The sequence below is a fragment of the Pedobacter sp. PF22-3 genome (genome assembly GCF_026239555.1).
In the GTDB taxonomy this organism is placed as follows: domain Bacteria; phylum Bacteroidota; class Bacteroidia; order Sphingobacteriales; family Sphingobacteriaceae; genus Pedobacter.
In genome coordinates, this window is sequence record NZ_JAPIVP010000026.1 from 22,236 (window position 1) to 38,090 (window position 15,855).

Annotated in this window: 8 protein-coding genes; all 8 read left to right on the forward strand. The window is 39.4% G+C overall.

Annotated elements, in window-relative coordinates; genetic code table 11:
- Positions 1–92: 92 nt before the first annotated feature.
- The 8 genes from OQX63_RS22325 (at position 93) to sprA (ending at position 15,849) form a co-directional block, all read left to right on the forward strand.
- On the forward strand, positions 93–1,388 hold the full coding sequence (locus tag OQX63_RS22325) for a murein hydrolase activator EnvC family protein (RefSeq protein ID WP_265853014.1): 1,296 nt from the start codon (positions 93–95) through the stop codon (positions 1,386–1,388).
- Between the two features lie 46 nt (positions 1,389–1,434).
- Entirely contained in the window at positions 1,435–1,794 is a 360-nt protein-coding gene (locus OQX63_RS22330) for a Sec-independent protein translocase subunit TatA/TatB (protein WP_265853015.1), read from the forward strand.
- A 10-nt stretch (positions 1,795–1,804) separates the two neighbouring features.
- On the forward strand, positions 1,805–2,005 hold the full coding sequence (locus OQX63_RS22335; RefSeq protein WP_029287719.1) for a Sec-independent protein translocase subunit TatA/TatB: 201 nt from the start codon (positions 1,805–1,807) through the stop codon (positions 2,003–2,005).
- Between the two features lie 18 nt (positions 2,006–2,023).
- Positions 2,024–3,442 (forward strand): Asp-tRNA(Asn)/Glu-tRNA(Gln) amidotransferase subunit GatA, encoded by a 1,419-nt coding sequence (gene gatA / locus OQX63_RS22340; protein ID WP_265853016.1) that lies wholly within the window; start codon positions 2,024–2,026, stop codon positions 3,440–3,442.
- 207 nt (positions 3,443–3,649) lie between these two features.
- A complete protein-coding gene (locus tag OQX63_RS22345; protein WP_265853017.1) occupies positions 3,650–5,053 on the forward strand; it encodes a lytic transglycosylase domain-containing protein in 1,404 nt (467 codons plus the stop codon).
- Positions 5,054–5,729: 676 nt separating this feature from the next.
- Positions 5,730–8,051 (forward strand): NADP-dependent malic enzyme, encoded by a 2,322-nt coding sequence (locus OQX63_RS22350; protein WP_265853018.1) that lies wholly within the window; start codon positions 5,730–5,732, stop codon positions 8,049–8,051.
- A gap of 6 nt (positions 8,052–8,057) precedes the next feature.
- The gene (gene ruvA / locus OQX63_RS22355) at positions 8,058–8,642 is read left to right on the forward strand and encodes a Holliday junction branch migration protein RuvA (protein WP_265853019.1); all 585 of its coding nucleotides are present in this window, start codon (positions 8,058–8,060) and stop codon (positions 8,640–8,642) included.
- Between the two features lie 10 nt (positions 8,643–8,652).
- Positions 8,653–15,849 carry a cell surface protein SprA gene (gene sprA, locus OQX63_RS22360; RefSeq protein WP_265853020.1) on the forward strand — a complete coding sequence of 2,399 codons (7,197 nt, stop codon included), beginning with the start codon at positions 8,653–8,655 and terminating at the stop codon, positions 15,847–15,849.
- The last annotated feature ends 6 nt before the right edge of the window (positions 15,850–15,855 follow it).

Here is a 15,855-nt window from a genome sequence, read left to right on the forward strand (position 1 = left end):
ATTAAGTGAAGAGCATTCTGTAATAAGTAATAATGACTTTACTATCTCAATTTTAATGCTTTTTACTGTAAAAATTTTATACTTTTGGCTTAATGAAGCTACAAAAACTCCTATTTATCCTTTTTTTAAGTGTGTTAACGCTTTCTGCGGTTGCACAAACTGAAAGCCAGCTCAGAAGGAAAAAAGAAGCTATACAACGTGAAATCGAACAGCTTCAAAAGAATTTGAATAAAACTGCTAATGGTAAAAAGCTTACCATACAGCAGATTAATACCATAAATGCCCAGATTAGGTTGCGCCAGGATAAAATTGGCACCATTAATTCTGAAATAAAAAATCTGGATAACCAAATCTCTCAGAACACAAATACCGTACATACATTACAAGGTCAGTTAGGAGATCTTAAAAAAGAATATGCAGGCATGATCCGCTTTGCACAAAGAAATAGAAACTCGTACGACAAAATGATGTTCATTTTTGCAGCAAAGGATTTTAATCAGGCTTATAAACGGATTAAATATTTACAGCAGTTTAGTCAGTACCGTAAAAAACAGGCCGGCTATATAGAAAATACGCAGCAAGACCTGAACGGAAAGATTAAAGTGCTGGATAAAACACTTAGAGAGAAAAGCGACCTCTTGAAAGAGCAGGAAAAAGAGCGCGAACGTTTAAGTCAAGATAAAAGTAAACAATCTGTTGAGTTAAATAAACTGAGCAAAGACGAAAAACAGTTTAGGCAGGATATCAATAGCCGCAAAAAACAACAGGCGCAGATAGACAGGGCCATCAGTGCAGCAATTCAACGTGCAATTGAAGAAGCAAGGAGAAAGGCGGCAGAAGAGGCAAGAAGGAAAGCAGCAGAAGAAGCAAGAATTGCTGCCGCTAAAGCTAAGGCAGAAAATAAACCTGCACCGGCAACTCCTGCTGCACCAACGCCGAAAGCCAAATCGACCGGAGAATTGCTAACGGCAACTCCAGAGACGGCAAGATTATCGGCAGGCTTTGAAAATAACAGGGGAAGGTTACCTTGGCCGGTAGCAACAGGAACAATAACCGAAAGGTTTGGACTGCATAAGTTAGACCAGGCAAGTTATACCAACGATGGTGTGGATATTACGACTACAGATGGTGCAGCGGTTAGAGCAGTATTTGCAGGTAAAGTTGCAGCGGTACAGGTAATGATGGGCAGAACGGTGGTACTGATCAACCATGGTGAATATTTTACAGTATACCAGAATTTAAAATCGGTTAGTGTAAGTGTGGGTAATTCTGTTGATACCAAACAAACCATTGGAGTTGTTGCGAACACCGGTGATGATGCGGTTTTAAAATTTCAGATCAGAAGAGGGCAGGCCGCTTTAAATCCGGAAGCCTGGATCAGTAAGTAAAAGAATAGTTTTTAAAATGTCTATATTTGTATAAATTATATTAGTGATGTATCAAGGCACGTTATTAGAGTTTTTAAACATGGGTGGATCGGAGATCGTGCTCATTTTAGTGGTAGTTCTATTGTTGTTCGGCGGTAAAAAATTACCTGAACTGGCAAGAGGACTGGGGAAAGGGATCAGGGAGTTTAAAGATGCCTCTGATGGTGTAAAGCGTGAAATCCATAGAAACATCAATGCGATGGATCTGGATAAAGAGGAAACAGAAGAAACAGCGGTAAACCATAGTCAGCGCCATCATCCAACAGAAGAAGCACCTGTTGATGAAAAGGTAACGCCAGGTGCAGTGCATACTGAAGCCACTAAACCTGCTGACGAGAAAATTATAACTGACAAAGAAAAAGTTTAAACAAAAAGTTATGTTAAATACAACAATAGCAGCAATGCTTGGAACACCAGAAATTATCATTATTGCGGTAGTGGTATTGTTATTATTTGGTGGTAAAAAAATTCCTGAACTGATGAGAGGTTTAGGTAAAGGTGTTAAAGAATTTAAAGATGGTAAAGATGGGGTTGATGGAGAACAAGTAGATCCGTCTAATCGCGATAAAACTGTTTAATTGCAATAATTTTTAGTTTTGAAGAAATACAGCTCTCTGAAAGAGATTCAAACACTCATTTCGCAAAAGCAATTAACTTTACCCGATTTATTGGCTTATTACTTTAAGCAAATTGAAAATAATGAACACCTCAATGCATTCAATGAGGTGTTTTTTTTATCGGCTGAAGTTCAAGCGAAAGCGGTACAGCAAAAAATAGAAAATGGTACTGCGGGTAAACTTGCAGGGATGGTAATTGGTATTAAAGATAATATCTGTTATGAAGGCCATATCGTTACGGCATCATCAAAAATGCTAGATGGCTTCGTATCTCCATATTCTTCTACAGTTGTGCAACGTTTATTACAGGAAGATGCCGTTATTATTGGCCGTTTAAACTGTGATGAATTTGCTATGGGCGGTTCTAATGAAACCTCATACTTTGGGCCTGCTAAAAACGCAGCAAATCCCGAGCTTGTTCCGGGCGGTTCTTCAGGCGGCTCGGCTGTAGCGGTGCAGGCCGATATGTGTTTATCTGCCTTAGGTACCGATACTGGTGGATCAGTAAGACAACCGGCTGCATTTTGTGGTCAGATTGGACTTAAGCCTACTTATGGGCGTATTTCAAGGTATGGTGTTATCGCTTATGCTTCTTCTTTTGATCAGGTTGGTCCCATCACCTCTTCAGTAGAGGATGCCGCTTTGCTTTTACAGGTTTTAGCTGGTGCGGACGATTACGATTCGACAGTTTCGCCTCTTACAGTACCCGATTATCCTATTCTGTTGAATGAACAGAAAAAACATAAGATAGCGGTATTAAAGGAAACTATAGAGAGCGAAGCCCTTGATCCCGAAATCAAATCTGCTATTTTAAAATCGATTGAGCAGCTCAAAGCTAATGGACATACTGTTGAGTATGTTTCTTTTGATCTGTTGGATTATCTGGTTCCGGCCTATTATATTTTAACAACAGCCGAAGCTTCTTCAAATCTTTCACGTTATGATGGTGTGCATTACGGACACCGTAACATGGAAGCGAAATCCCTGAATGAACTTTATAAATTATCACGTGCAGAAGGTTTTGGCGAAGAAGTAAAACGCCGCATCCTTTTAGGTACTTTTGTTTTAAGTGCAGGGTATTACGATGCATATTATCAAAAAGCACAGCAGGTTCGTCGGTTGATCAGGGAAAAAATGGATGCTTTGTTTCAGGATTTTGATTTAATTCTTTCTCCTGTGGCACCAACAGCAGCTTTTAAAATTGGCGATCAGGTTCAGGATGCAATTGTAATGTACATGGCCGATATTTTTACTGTGCTACCTTCTTTAAGCGGAAATCCGGCAATAGCTTTACCAATAGGCAATAATGCAGCAGGTTTGCCGTTAAGTATACAATTTACAGCCAAACATTTTGAGGAAGATAAGCTTCTGGCTTTTTCTCAGGCATTTTTATCATAGTTTTATCGTCATTGCAATTACGAAGCAATCTTAATGCAAAAAGCATTATCGTTAAGTATGGCAGTGGCATTTTATTAACTGTTTTCCAGGCATTGTCTGGAAGGTTCGCAGGTTCTTAACTTTTCTTTATTATGGAAAAAAAAGGGATCTGTACAAAGGTTTGTGAGGACACAAACCACGGTTAATAAAAATTTGAACCAATAGCCCATGATTAAAAAATTACTTTTTGCTTCAATTTGTGCTTGTTTAGGATTTGTTTCTTCCTCTTCTGCGCAGCAAACGCTCAAACTGGATAGCCTACCAAAGATTCGTAACAACATCTTTATCAATACCGATACCGTAGCCGTACCTGTTGTTTCAGAAAACCCATTGAGCATGGGGCAAAACTTTATCTACAAACTCAGGTTAGATTCTATTGCTAAAACAGTACCACTACCTTACAACGAATACGTTCAGCAGTATATTGATATTTATGCCAAACGCAAAGATATGTTTGGTAAAATGATCGGTTTATCGAGCTATTACTTCCCGATTTTTGATAAAGCCTTAAAGGATTATAACATTCCGCAGGAAATAAAATACCTTACCATTGTAGAATCGCAGATGAATCCGCATGCTATTTCGAGAGTAGGTGCAACGGGTATCTGGCAGTTTATGTTCGGCACGGGAAAGGCCTATGGTTTAAAGATGGATAACTTTGTAGATGAACGCAAAGATCCAATTCAGGCCAGTTATGCTGCTGCAGCTTATTTTAGAGATGCTTTTGAGGAACTTGGTGACTGGCTGTTGGCCATTGCCGCTTATAACTGCGGAAAGGGGAATGTAAACCGGGCCATTGATAAAGCAGGATCTAGGGATTTTTGGGTAATCAGGCAGTTTTTGCCTAAGGAAACCAGAAATTATGTGCCTGCCTTTATTGCTGCGGTTTATGTGATGAATTATTCCCACAAGCACCAGATTACGGCACAGGCTTCGAGTATGTTTTTGAAAACCGACACGGTGCAAACTACCCGTTTTGTATCTTTAGCCACCCTGGCCAAAGCACTTAATATTGAAGAACAAGCCATGTTGGCTTTAAACCCATCATACAAGAAAAAAATTGTTAACGGCACGGATGAGGATCCCAAGCGTATTGTAATGCCTAAATTAAGGGATATCGATTATGCAGGTATATACGATGTGCTGAATAACCACGATATAGATGTTGACATGAAAGTGGTGGCTGCCAGTACGGACGATGTAAGGGATTTAAGAAAGAAAAAGAACAAAGTTATAGCCACATCAGCTGTAGTTTATCATAAAGTTACCTCAGGACAAAGTTTAACAACGGTTGCCGATAAATATGGTGTAGAAGTGCAGGATTTAAGGGTTTGGAATGGTTTAAAAAGCAAAACCCTGGTGCCTGGACAAAGATTAAAAATCTATGCCAAAAACCGTATACCATTAAAAGCACCATCGTCGTTTTTAAGTTACAAAGTGAAAACGGGCGATACCTTATCCGAAATTGCAGAAAAATTTGATGGAGCAACTGTTCAAAGTATCAGAAGAGATAATCATTTATCAAAAGCAGGTTTGCAGGTTGGGATGGTGCTGAAAATTAGTAAGGGTTAATTTAAAATATTCAACCTTCTGCATCAGCTAAACTATTTTTCATCTTGACTATAGTAGAGAGGTCTTTGAAAATTATTCAAAAATTTCCCTCTTTATTTAATGTCCTACTGTGTGGATAAATATTCTTCTGCCGCTCTATGCCGCGGTGGCATGGTACTTTGTCGCGCCAAAGTACCCAAAGCGCTATGTCAATCCAGCAATGAGCCTTTTGCACAATCCCATGCGCATCAAAAAAACAGCGGCACTTCGTTTAATCAGTTGTATTTGTATTTTTTTTGGTCTGATTGAGCCCTTCGGGGTTTGTGTTCAATTTTTTTTAAATCTCCAATAATCGTTAAAGAACACAAAACCACTGCGTTTCAGGTTTGTTAGTGCCAATTTGCCTAAACTGCACCTGTTTTTTTGATTTCCCTGGCTCTTGGGGTTGACAGCGTTCTTGGTTAAAATTTATGCTTTATTAAAGTTGGTTAGCGAAATGCCGAAACTATAAAAGATCTCGCAAATGATAAGGGCCTATTGTCGAAATGACAATCAACTATGGCACCTTAATCCGTTAATAACTAAATAAATTAACATCTGTTAACTCCATATCTCATTTAACTTTTTTTGAACGGCTTTTTATTTTAAGCCTCATAAAAAGAATTGTACCTTTGCGGCGTCACTAATAAGTTACTTAATGAGTAATACGAATAGAAAGCAAGATGCGTTGGATTACCACTCGCAAGGTCGTCCGGGAAAGATACAGGTAGTACCTACTAAACCAACAACATCGCAAAGGGATTTAACCCTGGCATACTCTCCAGGAGTTGCTGAGCCTTGTTTAAAAATAGCAAACAATAAAGAGGATGTTTATAAATATACCGCTAAAGGTAATTTAGTTGCAGTTATCAGTAACGGAACAGCCGTTTTAGGGCTGGGCAATATCGGCCCCGAAGCAGGTAAACCGGTAATGGAAGGCAAAGGCCTTTTGTTTAAAATATTCTCCGATATCGATGTATTTGATCTGGAGCTCGATACCGAAAATGTAGATGATTTTGTAAAAATTGTTAAAGCTTTGGAGCCAACTTTCGGAGGAATTAATCTGGAAGATATTAAGGCCCCTGAGTGTTTCGAAATCGAGCGCCGTTTAAAACAGGAGATGAATATCCCTGTAATGCATGATGATCAGCACGGAACAGCCATTATTTCTGGTGCAGCATTATTGAATGCCTGCGAAATTCAGAAAAAGAAAATAGATAAAATCCAGGTTGTAGTGAGTGGCGCGGGTGCTGCTGCAGTTTCCTGCTCTAAAATGTACCTGAGTTTAGGGGTTAAAAGAGAGAATTTGGTGATGTTCGATATCAATGGATTAATTGATATCCACCGTACCGATCTGGATGATATCCGCATGAGCTTTGCGACCACCAGAAAAGGTATTTCTAATATTGGAGAGGCCATGAAAGGGGCTGATGTTTTTATCGGACTTTCAGCAGCAAACGTTATTTCTCCTGATATGTTGGTGGGTATGGCCAAAAACCCAATTGTTTTCGCAATGGCTAACCCAAATCCTGAAATTGCCTATGAGCTGGCCATCAAAACCCGTAAAGATTTGATCATGGCTACCGGCCGGTCTGATTATCCAAACCAGGTGAACAACGTACTGGGTTTCCCTTATATTTTCCGTGGAGCACTTGATGTTCGGGCAACCAGCATTAATGAAGCGATGAAAATAGCTGCAGTTAAGGCAATTGCCGAACTGGCCAAAAAATCAGTTCCAGAAGCAGTTAACCTCGCCTATAATGCGCGTAATTTAAAATTTGGACGGGATTACATTATTCCAAAGCCTGTTGATTTTCGTTTAATTACCGAAGTATCAACTGCTGTGGCAAAAGCTGCAATAGAAAGTGGTGTAGCACGAAAAATTATTACCGATTGGGATGCTTATAATGAAGAATTAAGGAAACGTTTAGGTTTGGATGATGCCATTATGAGAGCGGTAACAACCAAAGCGAAAATGGATCCTAAGCGGGTAGTATTTGCAGAGGCTGATAATTATAAAATTTTAAAGGCTGCCCAGATTGTAAAAGATGAGAATATTGCTATTCCTATTCTTTTAGGAAACCGGGAGAAAATACAAGCCATTATAGATGAGCATGCTTTGGAGCTTGGGGGAGTAGAGATCATCGATCAGATGCAGAATCCTGAAAAAACCCAGCAATATGCAGAAGCACTTTTCAAAAAACGCCAACGCAAGGGAGTTTCTTCGATGCGCGATGCTACAAAACTATTGCGAGATCGTAACTATTATGGTGCTTCGATGGTTGAATTTGGTGAGGCCGATGCCATGATTTCGGGTTTGACCAAAAATTATGGTGCTACCATTAAACCTGCTTTACAGGTAATCGGTGTAGAACCAGGTGTTAAACGCGTTGCGGGTATGTACATGATGATGACCAAAAAAGGTCCTGTTTTCTTTGGCGATACCACCGTAAACGTAGATCCAACTGCAGAAGAATTGGTAGATATTACGCTTTTGATTGATAAATCTGTTAAACAGTTTAACATCAAACCGCGTATTGCCTTGTTGTCTTATTCAAATTTTGGTTCTAATGATGGGGTAACGCCTAATAAAGTAAGGGAAACGGTAAGGCTTCTTCATCAAAACCATCCAGAAATTGTAGTGGATGGAGAGATGCAGGGAAACTTTGCCATCAATAATGAACTGTTACAAGATAACTTTCCTTTTAGTACATTGGCAGATGCCCCGGCAAACACTTTAGTGTTCCCAAATCTGGAGTCGGGGAACATTGCATACAAATTGTTACAAGAGCTTGGCGGTGCCGAAGCAGTTGGTCCGATCCTATTAGGACTGAATAAACCCGTTCATATTGTTCAATTAGGCAGTTCTGTACGCGAAATCGTTAATATGGTTACCATAGCTGTTGTAGATGTGCAGGCAAAAGAAGAAATTGCAACATCGAAACGAAAAGGTATATTTGGGAAAACAACTAAAAAGTAATATTACATGTACGCCTATATTGATGGTAGATTGACATTTAAAAACCCAGCCTATGTTGTGGTTGAAGCCGGAGGTATAGGCTATCATATAAACATTTCATTAAATACATACAGCGCTTTGGGCGATGCAGAAAGGTGCAAATTATACACCTGGCTGCATGTAAAAGAAGATGCACATACATTATACGGCTTCGCTGATGAAGGCGAACGCCGTTTATTTTTACATTTAATTTCTGTATCGGGTATTGGTCCGAATACCGGCAGGATGATTTTATCATCCATTACCCCAGTTGAGATTCAAACTGCAATTGTTAAGGCAGATTTGCCACTTATACAGCGAATTAAAGGCTTAGGTGTAAAAACCGCACAACGCCTGGTTTTAGAACTTCAGGATAAATTAAAAAAAGAAGGGGTAGATTCATTAATTTCTATGCCTCAACACAATACTGTTAAAGATGAAGCGTTATCAGCATTGGTAATGCTCGGATTTGCCAAACAAACCGCCGAAAAAACTATAGATCAGATATTAAAAGTAACAGAGGGAAGCCTTTCGGTAGAGCAACTAATTAAACAAGCTTTGAAAACTTTATAGATTAACGCCTTTGAAGAGAATATCTACATTTCTTTTTCTCATTTCTCTCTTTTTAATTGCTTCTCAAACTACTTATTCTCAAGTTGTTCCAAGCAAAACGGATACCGTCAAGCCAAAAAATAATTTCAGCTTACGTGAAAAAGAACAACTAGGGCTTAGTCCTGCAGTCAATCCATTTTATCCATCTCCAAGTAATTTAAAACGCGTTGTAGAATATGACGCAAAGAATAAACGTTATATAGTTAAGGAACTGATAGGCGAAAATTTTGTTTTAAATACCCAATATTTAACTATTGATGAGTACCAGCGACTGGTAAACAGCGAAATAAAAAGGGGTAACTGGCGTAGCATTTCCAATGCTGAAGTGAGCGATTACAGAAGTACGGGGATTATTCCAAAAATCCAGGTAAATAGTAAAGCTTTTGAAAAACTTTTCGGTGGTACAACGATTGATATCCAGCCACGTGGAGAGGCTGAACTTACTTTTTTAGGCAGGATAAACAAAAATGAAAACCCGCTTTTTAATGAAAGGCAAAGGGTACAAACCAATTTCGATTTTAACCAAAGGATCCAGATGGACCTGGTTGGAAATATCGGTACCAAGCTAAAAATTAAAAGTAATTATAATACCGAAGCACAGTTTGATTTTGAAAATCAGATCAAATTGGATTATACTGGCGGCGTAGACGATATTATTCAGAAAATAGAAGCGGGTAACGTGAGTTTGCCTTTAAATACTTCATTAATTACCGGAACACAGGCGCTTTTTGGTATAAAAACCCAACTCAAATTCGGTCGTTTGAACGTAACGAGTGTTTATACACAACAAAAATCGCAATCCAGAGAGATTAAAATTACAAATGGCGCACAGCAAAATACCACTACGTTAAGTATTGATAACTACGAAGCCAACAAACACTATTTTCTGTCGCAATATTTCAGAAATAATTATAACAGGAACCTCGCTAACGCGCCTATTATTACTTCTCCGATCCAGATCACCAAAATTGAAGTTTGGATTACCAATAAAGCTGGAAATACAACCGACTCGAGAGATGTACTGGGTTTGATGGATTTGGGTGAAAATGTTCCGTTTAACAATAATTTAATTACCGGAGGCACTTCTGGTCTGCCGGCAGGGACCACTGCTACTGGTTTCCCACAGCAGTCAAATAACCTGATCTCGCAGTTAAATACTTATCAGGGCGGTGCCATCAGGCAAACAAATTCTAATGCAGTTCTTTCTTTCTTTCAAACAACACCAGCTAACACCAGCAATACCGATAATTTTGCTAAATTAGTTTATGCCAGAAAGTTAACAGACCGAGAGTTTACCTTTCAGCCACAACTGGGTTATTTATCGCTAAACAACCCATTAAATTCCGATGAGGTGTTAGCCGTTGCCTACCGCTATACCTATAATGGTGTGGAGTATCAGGTGGGTGAGTTTTCTACCGATATTTCTTTTGATGCGGCTAACCCTAAAATGCTTTATGCAAAATTATTAAAGAATGAAACTACTAAGATCCAGTTGCCAACATGGGATCTGATGATGAAAAATATTTATTCTATTGGTGGGTACCAGATCAGCAGTCAGAATTTTAAACTGGATATTTATCGCATTGATAATGAAACAGGAGTGGATAATCCGGTAATGACCGAAGGTCAGAACACCGCTAACAAGCAGTGGATTGCCTTAACCGAATTTGATCGCCTCAATCAGCAGAATGAGCGGAGACCAGATGGCGTTTTCGATTTTGTGGCTGCCAACAATGCTTTTGGATCTTATTCTACGGCAAGCAATGCCAACCAGGCGAGTATGTTCGGTGTAGGCAGCAATGGGCAGACCTCATTGGTTACCAATACCAATTCGGGTTATATTACCATCGATCCGGCAAATGGTAGGATTATTTTTCCTGTGATTGAACCCTTTGGTAAAGATTTGGCTGCAAAGTTTTTGCCGGGCGAACAGGCATTGATCAATAAATATACGTTTACTGCACTTTACGATTCAACACAAACCATCGCGAGGCAACTGTTTCAAAACCAAAACAGGTATACCATTAAGGTAAATTACCAGTCTGATATTTCTTCTGAGTTCAGCTTAAACGCCATTAATGTTCCGGAAGGATCGGTAAAGGTTTTTGCAGGAACGATGCCGTTGACCGAAGGTGTTGATTTCACCGTCGATTACCAGGGTGGGCGAGTAAGCATTATTAATCAGGCACTTTTGGTATCCGGTCAACCGATTAGGATTACCACAGAAAACAGCGAAACTTTTGGTCTGCAGCAACGTTCACTTTTCGGGACCCGTTTAGATTATCGTGTAAACAATAAACTAAACCTTGGGGGTACAATTATGAACCTGACCGAGAAACCTTTAACCCAAAAGGTAAACATAGGAGAAGAACCCATTTCGAATACCATTTGGGGAGCAGATATTAACTATAGTTCACCATCGAGGTTTTTAACGAAACTGGTTGATAAGCTTCCGTTCATTTCAACCAAAGCACCATCTAGTGTAACATTTTATGGTGAATTTGCTCAACTCATTCCAGGCCACCCAAGAGCATTGAATTTTGCAGGCAGTAAAAACGGGGTAAGTTATTTAGATGATTTTGAGGCGTCTAGATCGGTAATCGATTTAAAGAGTGCAATTGCCTGGCAGCTATCAGGTACACCACAGCTTTTCCCTGAATTTAATAAATCTAACGATTTATCATACGGTTATAACCGCGCAAGAATCGCTTTTTACAACATCGATCCAACTTTTTATAATTCAGCAGCTTCTACTACGCCTGCCAATATCAGGGGCAACCGGACAGAACTTTCCAATCATTATGTGAGAGAAATAATTGAGCAGGAAGTTTTTCCATTTAAGGAAACGGCAACCGGCCAGGCGTTAAACATTACCACTTTGGATGTGGCTTATTATCCTACCGTTAGGGGTCCTTATAATTTCCGTTCGACTAATTTTAGGCCTGATGGAAGTTTATTGCAGCCCAGAAACAATTGGGGTGGTTTTCAGCGTAAAATAGAAACCAATGATTTTGAAGCCTTAAATGTTGGCTTTATTGAATTTTGGGTAATGGATCCATTTATTTATAAGCCAAATTCGGCCGGTGGTGATGTATATTTTAACCTGGGGAATATTTCGGAAGATATCCTCAAAGACGGTAGAAAATCATTAGAAAATGGTTTGCCAGATTCGAACGATCCGAGCAAGTATGATGAAACTGCGTGGGGGCGCGTACCAAAATTACAACCGGTTGTGCAGGCTTTCGATAACAATCCGAATTCGCGTAGGGCCCAGGATGTAGGTTTGGACGGATTATCTGATGCTGATGAAAAAATAAAATTTGCTGCGGCAATTACCCAGATTAAATCGCAACTGAATGCAACAGCTTCAACGGCGCTTGATGCCGATCCATCATCAGATAACTATACCTATTTCAGGGGACCTGCACTGGATCAGATTAATGCAGGTATTCTTAAACGGTACGAAAAATACAACGGAACAGAAGGGAACTCTAAAACTTCGCAACAGTCGCAAGAAGAATTAGGACTTGAAAATTCTGCATCTACTTCATTACCCGATGGGGAAGATATCAACCGCGATAATAACATGACGCAAAGTGATGAGTATTTTCAGTATAAAGTTTCGATGCGCCCGGGAGATTTAAATGTTGGCCAGAACTTTATTACCGATAAAGTAACCTCACAGGTAAAACTGGCCAACGGAAATACGCAGGCCGTTTCATGGTATCAATTCAGAATCCCGATCAGCCAATATCAAGATCGGGTAGGTGGTATTCAGGATTTTAAGTCAATCCGTTTCTTTAGGATGTTTATGACCAATTTTGCAGATACTGCCGTAATGCGTTTTGCGAAGTTACAATTGATCCGTGGGGAATGGAGGGAGTTTAATGCCGCTAACCAGGCTTCGCAAGTAATTGTAGATCCATCTTTACCAGCACTCACTCCTGATAATTCTACCATTGAAGTTTCGACGGTAAACATCGAAGAAAATGGAAAACGTTCACCAATTCCATATGTAACGCCGCCAGGTATTCTTCGCGAGCGTGACTATAGTAACTATCGTGGTGATACCCGTTTAAATGAGCAATCATTGTCGGTTACCGTAAAATCGTTGAGAGATGGTTACGGTAGAGCAGCATTTAAAACAGCCTACAGCGATTTCAGATCTTATAAACATCTGGAAATGTTTATTCATGCTGAAGCTGTTAATAATCAGATTTTAAATGATAATGATGTTGCAGCTTTCTTGCGGATCGGGACTGATAACCAGGATAACTATTATGAATATGTAATTCCGTTAAAGGTGACCAATCCTGGTACAAGAGATGCCGATGCCATTTGGCCGGAAGCCAATAGAATGGATATTAACTTAACGCTTTTTCAGAATGCAAAGCTGGCCCGTAACGTAGCCAAGCAAGCTAACGGACAGCCATGGCCTACAAATGTTCCATTTACCTATACCGACGGAAATAGAACAATTGTAGTTAAAGGGCAACCTGATATGAGTAAGGTTAGGGTATATATGGTTGGTGTTAAAAATCCGCTCCGTGCAGCCAATGATGAACAAAATGATGATGGCCTCGATAAAAATGCACTGGTTTGGTTTAATGAATTAAGATTAACTGAATTTGATGAAAGAGGTGGTTGGGCGGCAACTGGAAGATTAAACTTAAAATTGGCCGATTTTGCTGATGTAAATATTTCCGGAAGTAAATCTACCATAGGTTTTGGATCTATCGATTCGAAAGTAAGTGAGCGGAACCGTGCAGACAATGTATTGCTTGATGTTTCTTCAGCGATGGAGTTAGGTAAATTTCTACCACAAAAATCGGGGGTAAAAATCCCGATGTTTGTGAGTTACTCTAAACAGGTTTCTACACCACAATACAATCCAAGGACACCAGATATCGAGCTCAAAAATGCTTTATCGCAATCTACTAAAGAGCAAAAAGATTCGATTTTAAATTTTGCACAGGATTATACGATTAGAAGGGGGATAAATTTTACCAATGTTAGGAAAGAGCGGATCAATACCAGTAAACCTGCCCACCTTTGGGATATCGAAAATTTTGCAGCAAGTTATGCTTATACCCAATATAATCACCGCGATTTTATTAATCAAAATAGTATTCAGAATACCTATAGGGCATCGCTACAATACAGTTATGCCAGAGAAGCCAAAACAATAGCACCTTTTGAAAAGATTATAAAGTCGAACATGCTGGCTTTGTTAAAGGATTTTAATTTTAGTATTTTCCCAAGTGCCATTAATTTCAGGATCGATGTAGACCGTTTGTATTCGGAAAATACCTTGCGGAACAACGATCCGAATAATACCATCGGAATTTACCAGAATGGATACGGTACCACCTTTAACAAAAACTTTACCATGAGCCGTGTTTATGGTATTGCCTGGAACCTTACCCGTTCTTTACAGTTGGATTTTAATGCCACAAATTATTCGATTATTGATGAACCGGATGGCAGAATTGACGGCATAAAACGTGACACCGTTTGGCAAAACCTAAAACGCTTAGGACGTACGACCGATTATAACCACAATTTAAACGTTACCTATAATTTACCGATTGATAAAATACCTGGACTAAACTGGGTGACCGTAAAAACCCGATATGGTACCAACTTTAACTGGCAGACCGAGCCACTTTCTACCTTGCTCGATCCGAATATAAATTTGGGTAACACAGTACAAAACAGCAGGACTGTCCAGGTGAACCCAACACTAAACCTCACCACGCTATACAACAAATTTGGCTTCATCAGGAGTGCTGGCAATGATGATGGGAACAAAGCGAAGAACTTTTTCATCAATATTTTAACCAGTTTAAAAAATGTTAATGCCAGCTTTGTACAAACAAAAGGTATTTTTCTGCCGGGTTATATGCCAACCACACAGTTTTTTGGTCTTGATCGGGCTACTGGTGCACCGGGTTTAGGTTTCGTTTTTGGTAGTCAGCGCGATATCCGCGAGATGGCACTTGGCAATGGCTGGTTAACAACAGATACCTTACAGAACCAGTTATATGTAAATACACTGCGTGAAGATTTTCAGTTTACCGGTTTGTTAGAGCCTTTTAAAGATCTACGGATTACTTTAAAAGCGAACAAAGCACAAACCAGAAATTTCAGTACCAATTTTAGGTACGTGGCCAGTGTATCATCTTTTGAAAATCTGAGTGCAATTACCACAGGCGATTATAGCGTATCATACATCGCGCTGGGCACGGCATTTAAAGAAAGTAATTCTACAATTATCTCAGGGTTATTTAATCAGTTTATGGCCAACAGGATGATTATTTCCAGAAGGCTTGGTGCTGAAAATCCAAATTCTGGCGGCATTAGTGGAGGCTATGCTGATGGTTATAGCAAGGAGAGCCAGGATGTAATTATCTCTGCTTTTATGGCTGCTTATTCAGGTAAAGATGCAGGTAAAACAAAAATGAATGCTTTCCCTAAAATACCGCTTCCAAACTGGAGTTTAACTTATAGTGGCTTAACACGTATTCCTTTTATTGCCGATAAATTTTCATCTGTCGATATCCGTCACGGCTATCGCTCGGCCTATAATATCAATGGTTTTAACTCGTTATTACGCTATCAGGAAACCAATGGTGCCGTGAGTAGTAGAGATGTAAATAACAATTTTTTACCGGAATATCAGTTTGCCCAAGTAACCATTTCTGAATATTTTTCTCCATTGGTTGGTGTTGATACCAGGTTTAAAAATAACCTCACCGCTTCTTTCGAATTAAACCGGTCGCGTTTGTTGGGTCTTAGCTTATCAAACAGTCAGTTGGCGCAGTTATCAGAAAACAATATGGTGTTGGGCCTAGGCTACCGCACCAATAAATTCCGTTTTCCATTTGGATGGTTTAAAAGCCTGAAAATGGATAACAATATGGATTTTAAATTGGATGTGGCCATCCGTGATAACAAAACGGTCATCTATCGCGCTGATGTTACCGAAGCAGAAGTATCTTCAGGAGCCAAGAATATTACCTTAAGGCCAAGTGTAGATTATGTGTTAAATCAGAAATTCAACATCAAATTATTCTACGATTCAAACATTACAAAACCTTATACCTCGCAAACGTTTAATACTTCTTTCAGTAATTTCGGTTTTAGTTTGAGGTTTACGTTGAATTAAAGAATA

Coding starts and splice junctions, on each gene's coding strand:
- OQX63_RS22345 (WP_265853017.1), top strand. CDS start 3,650: ATGATTAAAAAATTACTTTTTGCTTCAATTTGTGCTTGTTTAGGATTT.
- OQX63_RS22330 (WP_265853015.1), top strand. CDS start 1,435: ATGTATCAAGGCACGTTATTAGAGTTTTTAAACATGGGTGGATCGGAG.
- OQX63_RS22335 (WP_029287719.1), top strand. CDS start 1,805: ATGTTAAATACAACAATAGCAGCAATGCTTGGAACACCAGAAATTATC.
- OQX63_RS22325 (WP_265853014.1), top strand. CDS start 93: ATGAAGCTACAAAAACTCCTATTTATCCTTTTTTTAAGTGTGTTAACG.
- ruvA (WP_265853019.1), top strand. CDS start 8,058: ATGTACGCCTATATTGATGGTAGATTGACATTTAAAAACCCAGCCTAT.
- OQX63_RS22350 (WP_265853018.1), top strand. CDS start 5,730: ATGAGTAATACGAATAGAAAGCAAGATGCGTTGGATTACCACTCGCAA.